The 15,581-nt window shown below is 67.3% G+C and carries 12 protein-coding genes; 4 read left to right on the top strand and 8 right to left on the bottom strand.

Features of this window, described 5'->3' with window-relative positions; translation table 11 throughout:
* Positions 1–7 precede the first annotated feature (7 nt).
* From ACT86A_RS03915 to ACT86A_RS03900, 4 genes are read left to right on the top strand one after another with little or no spacing between them, the layout of a single operon-like run.
* On the top strand, positions 8–2,035 hold the full coding sequence (locus ACT86A_RS03915) for an acetyl/propionyl/methylcrotonyl-CoA carboxylase subunit alpha (protein ID WP_445090583.1): 2,028 nt from the start codon (positions 8–10) through the stop codon (positions 2,033–2,035).
* Positions 2,035–3,195: an acyl-CoA dehydrogenase family protein gene (locus ACT86A_RS03910; RefSeq protein ID WP_445090582.1), complete on the top strand. Its 1,161-nt coding sequence runs from the start codon at positions 2,035–2,037 to the stop codon at positions 3,193–3,195. Before ACT86A_RS03915 ends, ACT86A_RS03910 begins: the two co-directional genes overlap by 1 nt.
* A 12-nt stretch (positions 3,196–3,207) precedes the next feature.
* Positions 3,208–3,984, top strand: a complete 777-nt coding sequence (locus ACT86A_RS03905) for an enoyl-CoA hydratase family protein (protein WP_445090581.1) — start codon at positions 3,208–3,210, stop codon at positions 3,982–3,984.
* 5 nt (positions 3,985–3,989) lie between these two features.
* Positions 3,990–4,604, top strand: a complete 615-nt coding sequence (locus ACT86A_RS03900; RefSeq protein WP_445090580.1) for a TetR/AcrR family transcriptional regulator — start codon at positions 3,990–3,992, stop codon at positions 4,602–4,604.
* Positions 4,605–4,707: 103 nt separating this feature from the next.
* On the opposite strand, the gene ACT86A_RS03895 is transcribed toward ACT86A_RS03900, so the two are convergent.
* The 8 genes from ACT86A_RS03895 to ACT86A_RS03860 all read right to left on the bottom strand — a co-directional run bounded on the left by ACT86A_RS03895 (position 4,708) and on the right by ACT86A_RS03860 (position 15,565).
* Positions 4,708–5,082 (bottom strand): type II toxin-antitoxin system VapC family toxin, encoded by a 375-nt coding sequence (locus tag ACT86A_RS03895; RefSeq protein ID WP_445090579.1) that lies wholly within the window; start codon positions 5,080–5,082, stop codon positions 4,708–4,710.
* Positions 5,083–5,158: 76 nt separating this feature from the next.
* On the bottom strand, positions 5,159–5,413 hold the full coding sequence (locus tag ACT86A_RS03890; protein ID WP_445090578.1) for a type II toxin-antitoxin system Phd/YefM family antitoxin: 255 nt from the start codon (positions 5,411–5,413) through the stop codon (positions 5,159–5,161).
* Between the two features lie 157 nt (positions 5,414–5,570).
* The gene (locus tag ACT86A_RS03885; RefSeq protein WP_445090577.1) at positions 5,571–7,670 is read right to left on the bottom strand and encodes a glycosyltransferase family 39 protein; all 2,100 of its coding nucleotides are present in this window, start codon (positions 7,668–7,670) and stop codon (positions 5,571–5,573) included.
* The gene (locus tag ACT86A_RS03880) at positions 7,667–8,983 is read right to left on the bottom strand and encodes a bifunctional glycosyltransferase family 2/GtrA family protein (protein WP_445090576.1); all 1,317 of its coding nucleotides are present in this window, start codon (positions 8,981–8,983) and stop codon (positions 7,667–7,669) included. Before ACT86A_RS03880 ends, ACT86A_RS03885 begins: the two co-directional genes overlap by 4 nt.
* A 429-nt stretch (positions 8,984–9,412) precedes the next feature.
* Complete coding sequence (gene thiD, locus ACT86A_RS03875; protein ID WP_445090575.1) at positions 9,413–10,258, bottom strand: bifunctional hydroxymethylpyrimidine kinase/phosphomethylpyrimidine kinase; 846 nt, start codon at positions 10,256–10,258, stop codon at positions 9,413–9,415.
* 160 nt (positions 10,259–10,418) lie between these two features.
* On the bottom strand, positions 10,419–13,706 hold the full coding sequence (locus ACT86A_RS03870) for an arabinosyltransferase domain-containing protein (protein ID WP_445090574.1): 3,288 nt from the start codon (positions 13,704–13,706) through the stop codon (positions 10,419–10,421).
* Positions 13,707–13,823: 117 nt separating this feature from the next.
* Entirely contained in the window at positions 13,824–14,624 is an 801-nt protein-coding gene (locus tag ACT86A_RS03865) for an inositol monophosphatase family protein (protein WP_445090681.1), read from the bottom strand.
* 146 nt (positions 14,625–14,770) lie between these two features.
* Positions 14,771–15,565, bottom strand: a complete 795-nt coding sequence (locus tag ACT86A_RS03860; RefSeq protein ID WP_445090573.1) for a thioesterase family protein — start codon at positions 15,563–15,565, stop codon at positions 14,771–14,773.
* Between the last annotated feature and the right edge of the window lie 16 nt (positions 15,566–15,581).

Genomic DNA, 15,581 nt, shown 5'->3' with positions numbered 1-15,581 from the left:
GGCCGCCGTGTTCATTTCTTCCGTCGCTGCGCCGGTCACGACCGTCCTCGTCGCCAACCGCGGCGAAATCGCCCGACGCGTTTTCGCCACCTGCCGGCGCATGGGCCTGGGCACGGTCGCGGTGTACTCCGACGCGGATGCCGCCGCGCCGCACGTCACCGAGGCGGACGCCGCGGTACGGCTGCCCGGCAACACGCCCGCGGAAACCTATCTGCGCGACGAGTTGATCATCGCGGCGGCGCTCGCCACCGGCGCCGATGCCATCCATCCCGGATACGGCTTCCTCTCCGAAAACGCCGAATTCGCCAAAGCGGTGCTCGACGCCGGACTGGTCTGGATCGGGCCGCCCGTCGAGGTGATCGAGCAGATGGGTTCGAAAGTCGCCGCGAAGAAGCTGATGGACGCCGCCGGTGTGCCGGTGCTGGCCGAGCTGGACCCGACCGAGGTCACCGAAGCGCATCTGCCAGTGCTGATCAAGGCGTCCGCGGGCGGCGGTGGTCGCGGCATGCGAGTGGTGCGCGACCTGGCCGACCTGACGCCGCAGCTCGAGGCCGCCCGCCGGGAGGCGGAATCGGCGTTCGGTGATCCGACGGTGTTCTGCGAGCGTTACCTCGAGCCGGGCAGGCATATCGAGGTCCAGGTCATGGCCGACACACACGGCGCGATCTGGGCGGTGGGCGAGCGCGAGTGTTCCATCCAGCGCCGTCACCAGAAGGTGCTCGAGGAGGCGCCCTCGCCGCTGGTGGAGCGCACCGACGGGATGCGGGCGCGACTGTTCGACGCGGCACGGCTGGCGGCCGGCGCGATCGGCTACACCGGCGCGGGGACCGTCGAATTCCTCGCCGACGAGCAGGGTGAGTTCTTCTTCCTGGAGATGAACACCCGTCTGCAAGTCGAGCACCCGGTCACCGAATGCACTACCGGACTGGATTTGGTACGGCTGCAACTGGATATCGCAGGTGGAGTTGCTTTGCTCGCCGAACCGCCCGCACCGCACGGGCATTCGATCGAGGTTCGCCTCTACGCCGAGGACCCGGCCCACGACTGGCAGCCGCAGAGCGGAACGGTGCACCGGATCGAGATTCCTTCGGTGCTAGCCGAATTCGATCTCCTCGACCGGTCCGGCGTGCGTCTGGACAGCGGTGTGGTGGACGGTTCGGTGGTCGGCGTGCATTACGACCCGATGCTGGCGAAGGTCATCTCCTACGCTGAAACACGCAGTGCGGCGGCGCGATTGCTGTCCACGGCGCTGCACCGCGCGAAGCTCCACGGTCTGGTCACCAACCGGGACTTGCTGGTGCGGGTGCTGCGTCATCCGGCGTTCCTGGCCGGGGACACCGACACCGCGTTCTTCGAGACGCACGGCTTGGCCGCGCTGGCGGCGCCGCTGGTGTCGGAAGCCGGCGAAGCGCTGTCGATCGTGGCCGCCGCACTCGCCGATGCCGCGGCGAACCGCGCCGCCGCGCGGGTGGGTGGCGGGCTGCCCAGCGGATGGCGGAACCTGCCGTCGCAGCCGCAACGCAAGTCCTACGAGAGCCGGGTCACCGGGACGCACGAAGTGGGCTACCGGTTCGGCCGTACCGGCCTCACGGTGGACGGCCACGCCGGGCTCGCCCTCATCGACTCCGCACCGGATCGCGTGGTGCTATCGGTTCCGGGTGAACGTGGTCCGGTGCGCAGGCAGTTCGAGGTCGCGCGTTACGGCGAACAAGTGTGCGTGGATTCGCCGCTCGGCCCGGTGGCTGTGCGCAGGCTGCCCCGGTACCGGGATCCGGCCGATCAGGTGGCCACCGGTTCGCTGCTCGCGCCCATGCCGGGCAGCGTGATCCGGCTCGGCGCCGAGGTCGGTAGCCACGTCGAACCGGGCCGGCCGATCCTGTGGCTGGAGGCGATGAAGATGGAGCACGCCATCGCCGCGCCCGCGGCGGGCGTGCTCCGCGCCGTCAATGTCACCGTCGGCCAGCAGGTCGAGGTCGGCGCCGTGCTCGCGGTTGTCGAACCCGCTCCGAACGACGAGACCAACCAGGAGAAATGATGAGCTTCATCGAAACCGATGAGCAGCAGGCGCTGCGGGCCGCGGTGGCCGCCCTGGCCGCGAAGTACAACTATCGCGACTACGTGCTGCCGAAGGCCCGCAAGAACGAGCCGCTCGACGAATTGTGGGAAGAGGCGGGCAAACTCGGGTTCTTGGGGGTGAATCTGCCCGAGGAATACGGCGGCGGCGGCGCGGGGATATACGAGCTGTCGCTGGTGCTGGAGGAGTTGTCCGCGCAGGGTGCGGGCCTGCTGCTCATGGTGGTCTCCCCAGCTATCTGCGGCACCATCATCACCAAGTACGGCACCGACGAGCAGAAGCGGCAGTGGCTGCCCAAGCTGGCCGACGGCTCGGGCAAGATGGTCTTCGGCATCACGGAACCGGACGCGGGCTCCAACTCCCACCAGATCACGACCATCGCTCGCCGCGACGGTGCAGACTGGATCCTCAACGGCCGCAAGATCTTCATTTCCGGCGTGGACCAAGCCGAAGCCGTGCTGATCGTGTCCCGCACCGAGGACCGCAAGACCGGCAAGCTCGCGCCCGCGCTGTTCATCGTGCCCACCGACGCCGAAGGCTTCACCAAGACGGCGCAGGAGATGGACATCATCGAGCCCGACCACCAGTACACCCTGTTCCTCGATGACGTCCGGTTGCCCTCGACCGCACTGGTCGGCAAGGCGGACGCGGCGCTGATGCAGCTGTTCGCCGGGCTGAATCCGGAACGGATCATGGGCGCCGCCATGGCCATCGGCCTGGGTCGCTACGCGATCGACCGCGCCGTGGAATACGCCAGACAACGCACGGTGTGGCAGACGCCGATCGGTGCGCACCAAGGCATTTCGCATCCGCTCGCGCAGGTGAAGGTCGAACTCGAGCTGGCGAAGCTGATGATGCAGAAGGCCGCCACCCTCTACGACGCCGGCGACGAGATGGGCGCTGCCGAAGCCGCCAACATGGCGAAATACGCGGCGGCGGAGGTCAGCGTGAAAGCGCTCGACCAGGCCATCCAGACCCACGGTGGCGCCGGCCTGACCAGGGATGTGGGGCTGGCGGCGATGCTGGCCGCCGCGCGGATCGGCCGCATCGCGCCGGTCAGCCGGGAGATGGTGCTGAATTTCGTCGCTCAGCACTCACTGGGCCTGCCGAAGTCGTACTGAGAGGACCCGCGCATGACCGAGACGGGGCCGTTCGTCCGTTATGAGGTGAGCGACGGCGTCGCGACGCTCACCCTCGACTCGCCGCACAACCGCAACGCGTTGTCGTCCAGGCTGGTCGCCGAGCTGCTGCGCGGGCTCGACGACGCGGCCGCCGACGACAAGGTGCGCGTCATCGTGCTCACGCACACCGGCAACACGTTCTGTGCGGGCGCGGATCTCAGCGAGGCGAGCGACGCCGGCCCGGCGGTGGCCGCCGACGAACGCACCCGGGTGATGATCGGCGTGCTGCGCAGGCTGGTGGTGGCGCCGAAACCGGTGCTCGCGCAGATCGACGGCAACGTGCGTGCCGGAGGCATGGGCATCGTCGCCGCCTGCGACATCGTCGTGGCCGGGCCGGGCAGCTGTTTCGCGCTCACCGAGGTGCGGATCGGGTTGGCGCCGTTCATGATCTCGCTGACCCTGTTGCCGCGGATCGGTCCGCGCGCGGCCGGCCGCTACTACCTGACCGGCGAGAAGTTCGGCGCGGCCGTGGCGCAGGAGATCGGCCTCGTCACAGTCACCGCCGACGATCCGGCGGCTGAGGTGGCGCGGCTGTGTGGGGAGGTGCGCAAGGGGTCCCCGCAGGGGCTCGCCGAGGCCAAGCGGCTGGTGAACGCGGACATCCTCGCCGGGTTCGACGCGTCCGCCGAGGAACTCGCGCGGCGTTCGGCGAGCTTCTTCGGCACCCCCGAAGCGCAGGAGGGCATGCTGGCCTTTCTGCAGCGTCGCCCGCCGAGCTGGGCACAATGACCACCATGGCGCGACCCCACGAACCGAAGCAGGACCGCAGCCGAGCCACCCGGCAGCGCCTGCTCGAGGCGACCATCGACTGTCTGGCCGAAATGGGCTGGGCAGCAGCGACGGTCGCGGTCGTCGCCGAGCGTGCCGGGGTGTCCCGTGGTGCGGCGCAGCATCACTTTCCGACCAGGGAAGACCTGATCACCGCCGCGCTGGAGTACATGTTCGACACGCGCAGCGGGCATGCCCGCCACGACGCGGCGACGTTCGCCGAGCTGGGCGACGGCCCCGCCCGCACCCAGGCCGTGGTGGCCGGGCTGGTCGAGTCGTACACGAGTCCGTTGTTCAAAGCGGCCCTGCAAGTCTGGACCCACGCCGCCGCCGATGCGGCGCTGCGCGAACGCATCGTCCCGATGGAAGCCCGCTTCGGTCGCGCTACGCACCGCCGCGCCGTCGAAGCACTCGGCGTGGACGACTCCGATCCGGTCGCTCATCACCTGGTTCAGGCCACCCTGGACCTGGCCCGCGGCCTCGGTTTGGCGGACGTCCTCACCGACGACTCGGTTCGCCGTGAACAGATCGTGCGACAGTGGGCGGCGACACTGCACGCCGCCCTGCACCCGCTGAGCTGAATCGCGGTCCTGCCCCCGTCAGCACAAGCCTTGCTGCTCGAGCCGCCCGGAATCGATGGCGTAGGACGAGGCGCCGACGGCCGCACCGATCAGCTGATGCTGATCACACCGCCAAGATGTCTACCTCGTATTTCTGGCAATACGGGTCTCGGGTGACAAGGGTAAGGCTCGTGCAGCGTGCTTGGGCGATCAGTATGCGGTCGAAGGGATCCCGGTGGATCAACGGAAGCCGTCCAGCCATGACCGCATGCTCATGATCGATCGGAAGCGGAATGAATCCGCTGTCGCAAATGCGTTCGGGCAGGTCCTTCGGCCCCTCGAGCTTACCGAGGGCCTGCTTGATGGCGACCTCCCAGACAGTGGCCGCACTCAGATACACATCCGGTTCGTGATCGAGCCGGTGGTTGATCTCGTCGGATAGTGCGGGGTCGTCATTCAGCCACCACAGTATGACGTGGGTGTCCAACAACAGACTCATGTCTGCGCCCCACCGGCGCTCGGTTCCGGTACAGGCGAATGCTCGGCTATGTCCGGGCCCCGCTCGTCGTGCGCGCTCATGGCAACAGACCGAAGTCGCGGGCGATGGCCGCATTGGTCGCCTCCGCGTCCCAATCCGGATCGAGAACGAGTTTCCCCCGCAGCGACCCGCGGCCCCCGCGATTCACGCGGCGAACCAGCGGCACAACCTTGGCGACCGGATGACCCGCGCGGCTGATCACGATCTCCTCACCGCGCTCGACTCGCTCGATGATCCGCGACAGGTGCGTCTTCGCTTCATGGATATTGAATTGCTCAGCTGCGTTCGCCACTGCACACCTCCTTAGCTAAGAGGTTAGTCCACAGGCGGCCTTGCGCCAATGGTCCGGCGGAGGACGTAGCCGCGCGCGCCGGTGTCCATCTGCGGTCCAGCGCCGGCGCAGCGGCTGGAAAGGGCGCGGCCCGGGTACAGCCCGGGCCGCAGCCGTCTCAATGCATGGCGGTCAAGTCGTACAGGGTGACGCCGTCCACCTGCGTGGCGGTGAAGTTCTCTTCGACCCACTGCGCGATCTGCGCGCTGGGTGAGGAGCTGGAGGAACCGGGGCCGCCACGGCCGCCGCCGACGAAATAGTGGATCTTTTTTTCGGCGACATACTGTTCGAACTGTTCCAGCGTCGGCGATGGGTCGCTGCCGTTGAAGCCGCCGATCGGCATCACCGGCAGTTCGGTGGCCAGTTGTAAGCCGGCGGCGCTGTTCGAGCCGATGGTCGCGGCCACCCACGTGTAAGAGCCGCCGTTCTGCTCGAGCAGGGACACGAGCTGCGCGCTCGGCTCGCTTGCCCCGAGGAGGCCGCCGATTCCACCTCGGCCGTTGGGACCCGGTCCACCGTCCCCGTTCATACCGCCCGGCACGCCCTGCGAAGCTTGCCCCTCGGGCAGCACGCCCGGCGTTCCCGCGGTGGGCAGCGGCCTTGTCCGACCTGAGCCGTCGGGCATCGGCCCGGACCCCGGCGACGAGGCATCGGGCGGTTGCCCAGCGCCGGCGCGGCCATTCATACCCGGTCCGTTGCCCTGCGGCCGACCGTTCATGCCTTCCGCCCACGGCGGCCGATCGCCGCGCCAGGCGACGTTCGGCCCGGCTGAAGGCATCGCATTGGCGTGTGGCGTGGCGATCGCGTCGACCGCGTACGCGACCGGCCCGGCCAAGCCGGTGAACGCTACCGTTAGTGCCGAGACCACGGCCAGCTTGCGCGGCAGGGGAAAGGCGACGGCGAGCGTGGCGAGTACGCCGACGACCAGCACCGTCCAGCGCAGCCACGAGTGCCATTCGGCGCTGCGGGACAACAGCATCCACGCGGTCGCCGTCGTGAGGATCACCGCGAGAGCCGACGTCAGTCGCGCCGCCAGCCGATGCCGCTGCCGCCACAGCAGCACCGCTCCCGCCCCGACCAGCGCGGCGATCGCCGGAGCCAGCGCCACGGTGTAGTACGGATGGAAGATGCCCGCCATGAAGCTGAACACCAGCCCGGTGACCAGCAGCCATCCACCCCAAAGGATGAGCGAGGCGCGTTGTCTGTCGGTTCGAAAGACCTTGCCGCGCAGGATAATTCCCGCGACAAGAGCGACGAGCGCGGCCGGGATCAGCCAGGCGATCTGACCGCCCTGGGCGGGTTCGAACAGCCGGAGGATGCCCTTCTCGCCCCACATCCCGCCGCCACCGGCCGGAAGATCGCCGCGCGGCCCGACGCTACCGCGCTCGTTGCCGTTGAGCCGTCCGAGCCCGTTGTAGCCGAGGGTCAGCTCCAGAATCGAGTTCGTGTGCGAGCCGCCGATCCACGGACGTGCCGAGGCGGGCCACAACTCCACCGCCAGCAGCCACCACCCCGCGGCCACCACCATCGCCGCGCCCGCCGCGAACAGCTGCGCGATGCGTTTGCCGAGCTTCGGCGGACCCGCGATCAGGTAAGTCAGCGCCAGCCCGGGCACCACCAGCAGCACCGCCAATTGCTTGGTGAGAAACCCGAATCCGATCAGCGTGCCGGTCAGCACCAGCCAGCGCCAGCGGCCGTCCTCGACCGCGCGAGTCGTCGCCCATGCGGCGGCGACCATCAAGAACACCAGCAGTGCGTCGGGGTTGTTGAAGCGGAACATCACCGCCGCGACGGGAGTCACCGCCAGCACCGAGCCCGCGATCAATCCGGCGGCCGGTCCGAACGGCCTGCGCACCGTGGCCCAGAGCAGCGCGACCGTGGCCACGCCCAGCAGTACCTCGGGTACCAGAATGCTCCAGCTGTTCAGTCCGAATAGCCGCGCCGACAGTGCCATCAACCACAGCGAGGCGGGCGGCTTGTCCACGGTGATCGAGTTCGCGGCATCCGACGATCCGAAGAAGAAAGCCTTCCACGACACCGAACCCGCCTGTACCGCCGCCGAATAGAAGGCGTTCGCCCAGCCGTTCGCGCTCAGATTGCACAGGTAGGCGACCGTTGTGCCGATCAGCAGTACCGCCAGCGCCGGATACTCCCAGCGGAGTGCGGATTTCTTCCGCGGTTCGGCCGCGAGCGGTGGTGCGGTGAGTGTCGCCGTCACCGATGGTCTCCTTCGATTGCGGTCGAAATGGACTTCGAGCGGGCCGGAACGAACGTACGGCGTTCGGTCGGTGTCAAGGAAGGGTTGCTTTCCGGTATGCCCGCGCCGGCGCGGAACACCCACCGTAGCCCGATGAAACGCAGCAGAGTCGCCAGCAGATTGGCCAGTACCAGCACCGACAGCTCCAGATGCACTGCGGCGCCCGGCGCCCACTGATGCAGCGCGAACAGCGACCCGCTGGTCAGCGCCAGTCCGATTCCGAAGATGATCAGGCCTTGGAATTGGTGCGAGACGGCTCCGGTCGGGCCGCGCACCCCGAAGGTGAACGCCCGGTTGGCCGCGGTATTCGCCACCGCTGTGATCAGCAGCGCCGCGAAGTTCGCCACCTGTGCGCCGGTGAACATCTGCAGCACGACATACAGCAACAGATAGGCCAGCGTGCTCAGCACGCCGACGATCGCGAACCGCACCAGCTGTCCCACCATGCCGAGCGGCACGCCCGGCACCAGCGGTTCCCTGCCCACCGCTTGGCGTAGTTCCTCCAGCGGCAGCGCGCCGGTGGCCAGTGCCCGTCCGAGCCGCCAGATACCGCGCAGATCCTTACGCGCGGTATCGATGATGTCGACGCGGCTGTCCGGGTCGTCGATCCAGTCCACCGGCACCTCGTGGATGCGCAGCCCGGCTCGTTCGGCGAGCACGAGCAGTTCGGTGTCGAAGAACCACTCCCCGTCGCGGACCAGTGGCAGCAGGCGGCGTGCCACATCGGCGCGCATCGCCTTGAAGCCGCATTGCGCGTCCGAGAAGTGTGCTTGCAATGAGGCTTTCAGTAGCAGGTTGTAGCAGCGCGAGATGATCTCGCGCTTGGGTCCGCGTACCACGCGGGAGGCGGTGTCGAGCCGCGTGCCGATGGCCAGGTCGGAATGCCCGGTGATCAGCGGTGCGACCAACGGCAGCAGCGCGTTCAGGTCCGTCGACAGGTCGACGTCCATATACGCGACCACCTGCGCGTCGGAGCGTTCCCAGACAGACCGCAGCGCCCTGCCGCGTCCCTTGGCGGCCAGGTGTACTACGCGCACATCGGGCAGCTCCGCAGCCAGCAGTTGTGCGACCTGGAGCGTGTCGTCGGTGCTCGCGTTGTCGGCGATCGTGATGCGCGCCGGGAACGGGAACCCTTCGCGCAGGTAGGCGTGCAACCTGTGCACACACACGCCGAGATCGGTCTCTTCGTTGTAGACGGGTATCACTACGTCCAGCACGGGCGGCCCCGTGGTCTCGGTTCGTTCCGTCGCCGCGACGGTCACAGCCTCGGTCATACGCACCACACTCGATGACCACGCTGGTGCCGAGCTGGGGCCGAGCTGTGAGATTGCTGGGGGTGGAGCACGCCGTCGCTCGATGTCCAGGAATACCGGAATCCGGCATCTCCTGCCGAATGCGGCTATCGGCCGAGCAGTCGGCGATGGTGCCGCCGAGCTGTTCGGCGGCACCCGACGAGATCATCTCCGCGTTGGCGAGCGCCTGTCTCAACGGCGTCACCATCCATGCCGACCGTCCGTGGCGTCGTGCCGTTCCCCGCGTATGTGACCGTGGCGCCGCCCGGGCGGACGCCGTGGTTGGTCGTCGCATTCACGCCGAACGCCGTTGTTCTGATTGCCTGCGCCGTTGCAGCCATCGGTGTTTGCGACGCCCTCAGTATCGCAGCGCCCACCGACAAGAAATGGTGTCCAGCCCTTGTCGCCCGGTCAATTCTCCTGCAATCGCCACAGCGGGGATACCGGCCCGTGGCCCGCGCCGAGGTCGTAGGACGCGGCGAGGCAGCGGTAAGTCCATTCCTTGGCGAATTCCACCGCATCGGGAACCGAATAGCCGTGCGCCAGCGCGCAGGCGATCGCGGCGGCGAGGGTGTCGCCGCCGCCGTGGTCGTTGCCCGTGGCGATGCGCGGCGCGGTGAACTCGAGGAACTGCTCGCCGTCGAACAGCAGGTCGGTGCTGTACTCGGAGGAGCGCAGGTGCCCGCCCTTGACGATCGCCCAGCGCGGCCCGAGCTTGTGCAGCGCCTGCGCCGCGCGCCGCGCCGCGTCCTCGCCGTCGACGTCGATGCCCGTGAGCAGCCGGACCTCGTCCAGGTTCGGCGTGATCACGGTCGCGAGCGGAATCAGCGTGTCGCGCAGCGCGTCCAGCGCCTCGATGTGCAGCAGTGGGTCGCCGTGCATCGAGGCCGCGACCGGATCCACCACCAGCGGAATCCGGCCGCCGCCGCCGATACCGACCTCCTGGCACACCGCCGCGACCGCCTCGATGATCGAGGTGGACGCCAGCATGCCGGTCTTCGCGGCGCCGATGCCGATATCTCCGACGACGGCACGCACCTGATCGGCCACGATATCCGGCGGAATCTCATGGAAACCGCTGACGCCCACCGTGTTCTGCACAGTCACCGCCGCCACCGCCACCAGCGCGTGCACCCCGCACAGCGCCATCGTGCGGGTATCGGCCTGGATTCCGGCGCCACCGCCGGAATCGGTACCGGCGATAGTGAGCGCCCGGACAGGGGTCTGCCCCGCGGCGGGCAATGGCAGCAGTTTCACGACTCAAACCCTACGGCGGCCCGGCCAGACGCTTGCGGCTGGATTCTGATCGGGCGAGTGGTCGGGTCGGGCGATCTGTTGGGGCAGCCGGTGGCGCGCAGGCCCGCGATGGGTCCGTCCGGGTTGTCTCCGGCGAGTGCCGCCGCTGGGATCTTTCCGGCTAGTAGGACGTGATGATGTGCCCTGGCGTCCAGGTACCCGGGCGCTGGATGTCGTCGATCGTGACCTGGGCCGGTCGCGCGCTCGGGTCGACTTGGATGAACTGTTCGATCGAGCCCCAGTCCCGGTCCCAGTCGCTGTCCAGATAGGAGGGTAGGGCGCGCGCGGTGAACAGTAGCTGGGTCCAACCGAGGGGGCCGCCGCCGTCGTGACCTTGCCAGAGGTTGGTGATGGTCGCGCCGTTGCGGTCGGGCAGGATTCGGTACTCGGGCAGGACGGAGATACCCGCGCGGGTGGGCACGGGATTCTGGCACGGGAAGTGCAGTCCGACGGCCCAGTCGAGCAGCACGGGAGTAGTCGAGCCGACGACGCTGTTCAGCGTTTTCGTTTGTGGGACACGGGGTGGTGTCACGGCGAGCCACTGGTCTTTGTCGAGGTCTTTGTCGTGGGCGACCAGCCTTACCACGTCGGCGTCGGCAGGTAGCTGGTCGAGCGGCACGCGCAGGTTGCGCCACATGGGTGAGGGGCCGATGTCGATCGGAAGGATGCGACCGGTGCGGCTGATGTTGTTGTCGGGTTGCGTTGTGCCGTATTCGAGTTCGAGGTTCTGGCCAGGGTGGATGACGCCGTCGGAGTCGATGGAGCGGATTCGGCCGGCGACGGCGATCGCAATGATGTCACCGCGGCTTCCGCTGACGAGATCGGGTAGCTGGTACCAGTCGGTGGTAAGCGAACCGGGTACTTGTTGGCCCTCCCGGAAGCTGCCGAGCACGGGAGTGGTTGCCGGGTCGAGGCCGAAGGGCAGTGCGACGTTGCTGCCGTTGATCCCGCTGCCGTGTGAGGTGTCGGACTCCGATCCCGCGGATTTGGCGGCGTCGCGAAGCTTGTCCTGGTCGTCGGAAACCGAATTCGCCCGGCCGGTGGTGGATTCGACCTCATCGGAGGTGAGTACCGGTGCTACGCCGTTCGGACTGAATCCGGTCGACTCGCTGCCCGCCAGTGCCGTGCCGATCTCACCAGCCAGGGGGCGCAGCATGGAGACATTGGGATCCGTTTCGACAAGAACGTCGTCGGCCAGACCACAGCCACCGGCGAAGGCCGTGGACAGGTTGGATTTCGCAACCGAGTAGGAGGGGTACTGCGCGACTGACGCTTTGACGAACGACGCCACCAGGAACAGCACCATTACAGCCGCCGCGACTGCCGGCACCGGAATCCGCGCGACCCGGCCCGCGATCGAATCGGCGCGCAACCGGGTCCGTGGACGGATGTGGAACCACGCCGCCGCGGCCAGGGCGAGAAACGAGAATCCGGCCGCGAAGCTCGACAGCCCCTTGCCGGCCAGGGTCGGTGGCTTGTCCCACCAGGGAATACCCCAGGCGGACACATACCAGTAGCCGTTGGCGCCGACGAAGGTCAAAGCCAACGCGAAGAACAGAGCGGTGGCGAACAAAGCGCGGTTGCGTAGCGGCTGCATGACGCGGGGGCTGACCGCTACAGCGGTCAGCGCCGCGACGCAGGCGGCGAGGCCCGCGAATACACCGAACTGGTGCGTCCATTTCGTCGGCGAAAACATCATCAGCACCATCGCCGCGACCGTGATGCCCACGACGCGGTGCGAAGGCCCGACCGCTGTTCCTGGGATGTGTCCCCCGCGGCGCAGCATGGTGACCACACAGACGACCAACCCCAGCACCATCATGAACATGCCGAAGCGGCGAGACAACCAGCCGTCGGCGTTGAGCTGCAACAGGAACTGGTAGCGCAGGAACTCGAAGAACCAGGATTCGCCGGGCCCGATCAGACCATGGACGTGGGACATTTCCAGGACCGCCGCCAGAGTCCGATCTGCGAAGACCACCGTCAGGACTACCAGTCCGGACGCGAGCAACGGCAGTAGCTGGGGCAGGTACCCGACAGACCGGGCGCGTCGCACCACGACTGTGGTGAGGCTGCGGGCCCCGGCCAGCAGGGCCCCGACACAGATCAGGCCCGAGGGAGCGACGGTCAAGGTGAGGGCGGCGATGACGATCGCCGCGGCGGCGGGAAGTAAGCGGCGGGTCGCGATAGCTCGTTCGATCGAAACCCAGGTGAGCACAGCACCCATTGCGACGAACGGCTCGGCCCGCAGCCCGTTGTTGTAGGGCAGCCAGAACGCCAGGAACGTCATCGCGGCGGTCCACGCGACCACTTTGTCGCCGCACACGGCGACCCCGAGCCGGGGAATGATCTCGCGGCTGATGACCCACCACGTGATCACCGCTGCGGCCAGCGTCGGCAAACGAACCCACGCGCTCGCCGTCGACACGTGCGTCAGCACGGCGATCAGGTCGGCGTAGGGCGTGTAGAACGGCCCCTCGTCGACGCTGAACCAGCGGTAGTAGTTCGACATATACCCCGAACTCTGCGAACCACGGGCCATTCCGAGGATGTAGCCGTCATCGGAGGTGTTGGCGCCGATGAAGTGCCACACCAACAAAGTTGCGAACACCACCCAATCGGTAGGACGCAAACGCCACCATCGTGGTGGCAGAAACCGCCGCGTGGTCCGTCCGTCGGTCTGGTCGAGGCGGTGCAGCGCGACCAACGACGCCATCGTCATAAGCAGACACAGCGCGATCGCGGCCAGCTTGAGCGGTGTAGGCGAGGTCGAGAACCGGGAATCGACAGCAATGTCCACCCGCATCCCCTCCGGCGCGTTGCCCGTCAGGTCGGTGAAGACACCAACGACCTGCGGCCGCACATCCGAGTCGACCCGGGTGCCGGGATCGCTGCCGCCGCCGACGAGCGACACGGTTGTCCCCGCCGCGGCCACGTCGATCGCCAGCGTGCAGGTGTGCCCACGGATCGACTCCACCGACCCTGACCAGAGCAATCTGTTGCGGGAAACCACATCAACCCGCCCAGGCCGATCGCTGGTGTCGGGAACTACTTTGACGACGAACCCGTATCGTTCCATGCTCGCCGATTGCCGTGGAACTGTCGATACGACCACGCCACCGGTGTCGGCCAGGGTTTCCAATGCCGCGCAGGGAATCTGGGCGGCAAGCTGAACGGGTGCGTAGGAGACCAGCGGTGCTTCGACACTGTTCAGTACCCCGGCCTGGGGCCAAACGATGGACGAGGCAGCCATCCGAACCGGTAGGAACGGCACGGCAATCGCGAGCAACGCGCCCAGCAGCCCACTGACAACCGCGATCAGACGCATCTGGCTCGGACGACTGGTGCGGTGCTCGGGCTCGGCACGTGTGTCGGACGGCCGCCCCGCGTACACCACTGTGTCAGCCATGGAGCCCGATCGTAGCGGAGTAGTGGGAGTCCGAAACCGATTGGTGCAGCTGGGGAGTGTTGATTCCGCTTCGCCTGCGAGCGGGTCCGTTGCCGTATATGTCCAGGCCGGAGATGGTCAGCAGCTCGATTTGTTGATCAGGGCCACGAGTTGGTCGGCGACGGCGGGGGAGGCGGCGATCGTATCGGGGGAGTCGAGGGTGTGCCGACGGGACGTGGAGTCGAGGACGACAGCGCCTGCTTCGCGGGCGATGAGCACTCCAGCGGCCGTATCCCAGGGTTTATTGGACAGCATGACGCACGCATCAGTCCGTCCCTCGGCGACCCACGCGAGATCGAGGGCGGCCGATCCGAACATTCGTATGCGCTCGACTGTCGCCGCCAGCGCGGCGGTGAGGGCAATGCGGCGCTCATTCTTGGGCTCCGCCTCCGGTCCGACCGCGTAATCGCCAATGGAAACGATTGCGCAGCCGAGAGTTTCGGTGCTGCTTGCGTTGATCGGCTCGTCGTTGCCATACGCGCCCTGACCTGCGGCAGCGAAATACTCGAGGCCGAGGAACGGTGCGCGGATGACTCCGATTACCGGTTCGCCGTCGTGAACCAGAGCTAACGATACAGCGCAGAGCGGCAGTCCATGGATGAAGTTGGATGTTCCGTCGATCGGGTCGAGAACCCACATGTATCGACCAGTGTTTTCTGTCGCCGTGTCGTCGAATTCTTCTCCTAGGAAATCGAATTCAGGTGTCTCGTCGGATAGATACCCCCTGATGCGGTCTTGAATTCGATAGTCCAGGTCGGTGACATAGTCGCGGTCGCTTTTTTTGTCGACCATTCCTCGATCAGCCGTTTCGAGGAGCTCGGCACCGTGTCCGACAGCCGAACGGGCAATCGTGAGTAGTTCGTCTCGACTGAGTTTCATGCCGGCGTAACCTCCCGTGCGCTGGACCGCATAAGTTTTGAAAAAATCGGTGGAGATCTTGAAAAGACCTAGTAAATAGGTTTTCCGAGCAACCGGCTTGGGGATCCGACGCCTCGGGCCCTCGGCAGCCAAGTAGGTCTACTCTGCTATCGCGTCCCCAGGAAAAGGGTTTGCGTGCTGCGGCCCAAAGGGCCTTTCTCGTCGTAGAGCGCCGATTCGGCCATGCCGACGCCGTGGGGTTGGGGATAGGTGACAGCGTCGAGGCAGACCCATTCGCCCGCTGGCTGACGGTGCAGGGTCACCGTCAAATCGGTGTTGATGAACAGGTATTTCGACCAGTCCAGTACCGCGCTGACGCCATTGCCGGAATCGGCGGCCGCGAGGGTGCGTTCCAGCGGGCTCGGGTCGGTGCCCGCGACGATCGGGTGCTCGAGCCTGATCCAGCAGATCGCCGGGCCCGGTTCGGTGAAAGATCCGCTGATGAAGCGGTATTCGATGGCGGCGTGAAAGCCGACCGGCTGGGCTGACGGGAACTGTGCCGACACCGATGCCTGCTCGGGGCCGGGGCGCAGGCCCGTGGGCACGAAGCGTTCCGGCACCGGCAATTCCGGCTCGGCCAGCTTGAATCGCCAGGCATTCGCCCGCATCACCGGCCCGCGATCGGTGGACAGCGTGGCCTCGATCAGTTCGACGCTGCGGCCGGGCCGGGCGAGGTGGGCCGTCGCCGTCAGCGGCGCCAGCGGCACCGGGCCGAGGATTTCGACGGCGACGCGCCCGACTTGGAACCCGGGCCGCGGCTCGCACCGCTCGATCACGTGACCGAGCAGCGCGGAGGGCGGCCCTGCGTGCTGCGCGTCCGGCGACCACGGGCCGCGGGTGAGCTCGGTGGAGAGGAACCGATCGGGGTGCTCGGGATCGGGCAGGTAGAAAGCGTCGCTCATGACCGCGCCTCGTCGG

The organism is Nocardia glycosmidis (assembly GCF_052545115.1).
Note: the sequence above shows the minus strand (reverse complement) of the source record. Positions and strands in the feature narration are given on the sequence as shown.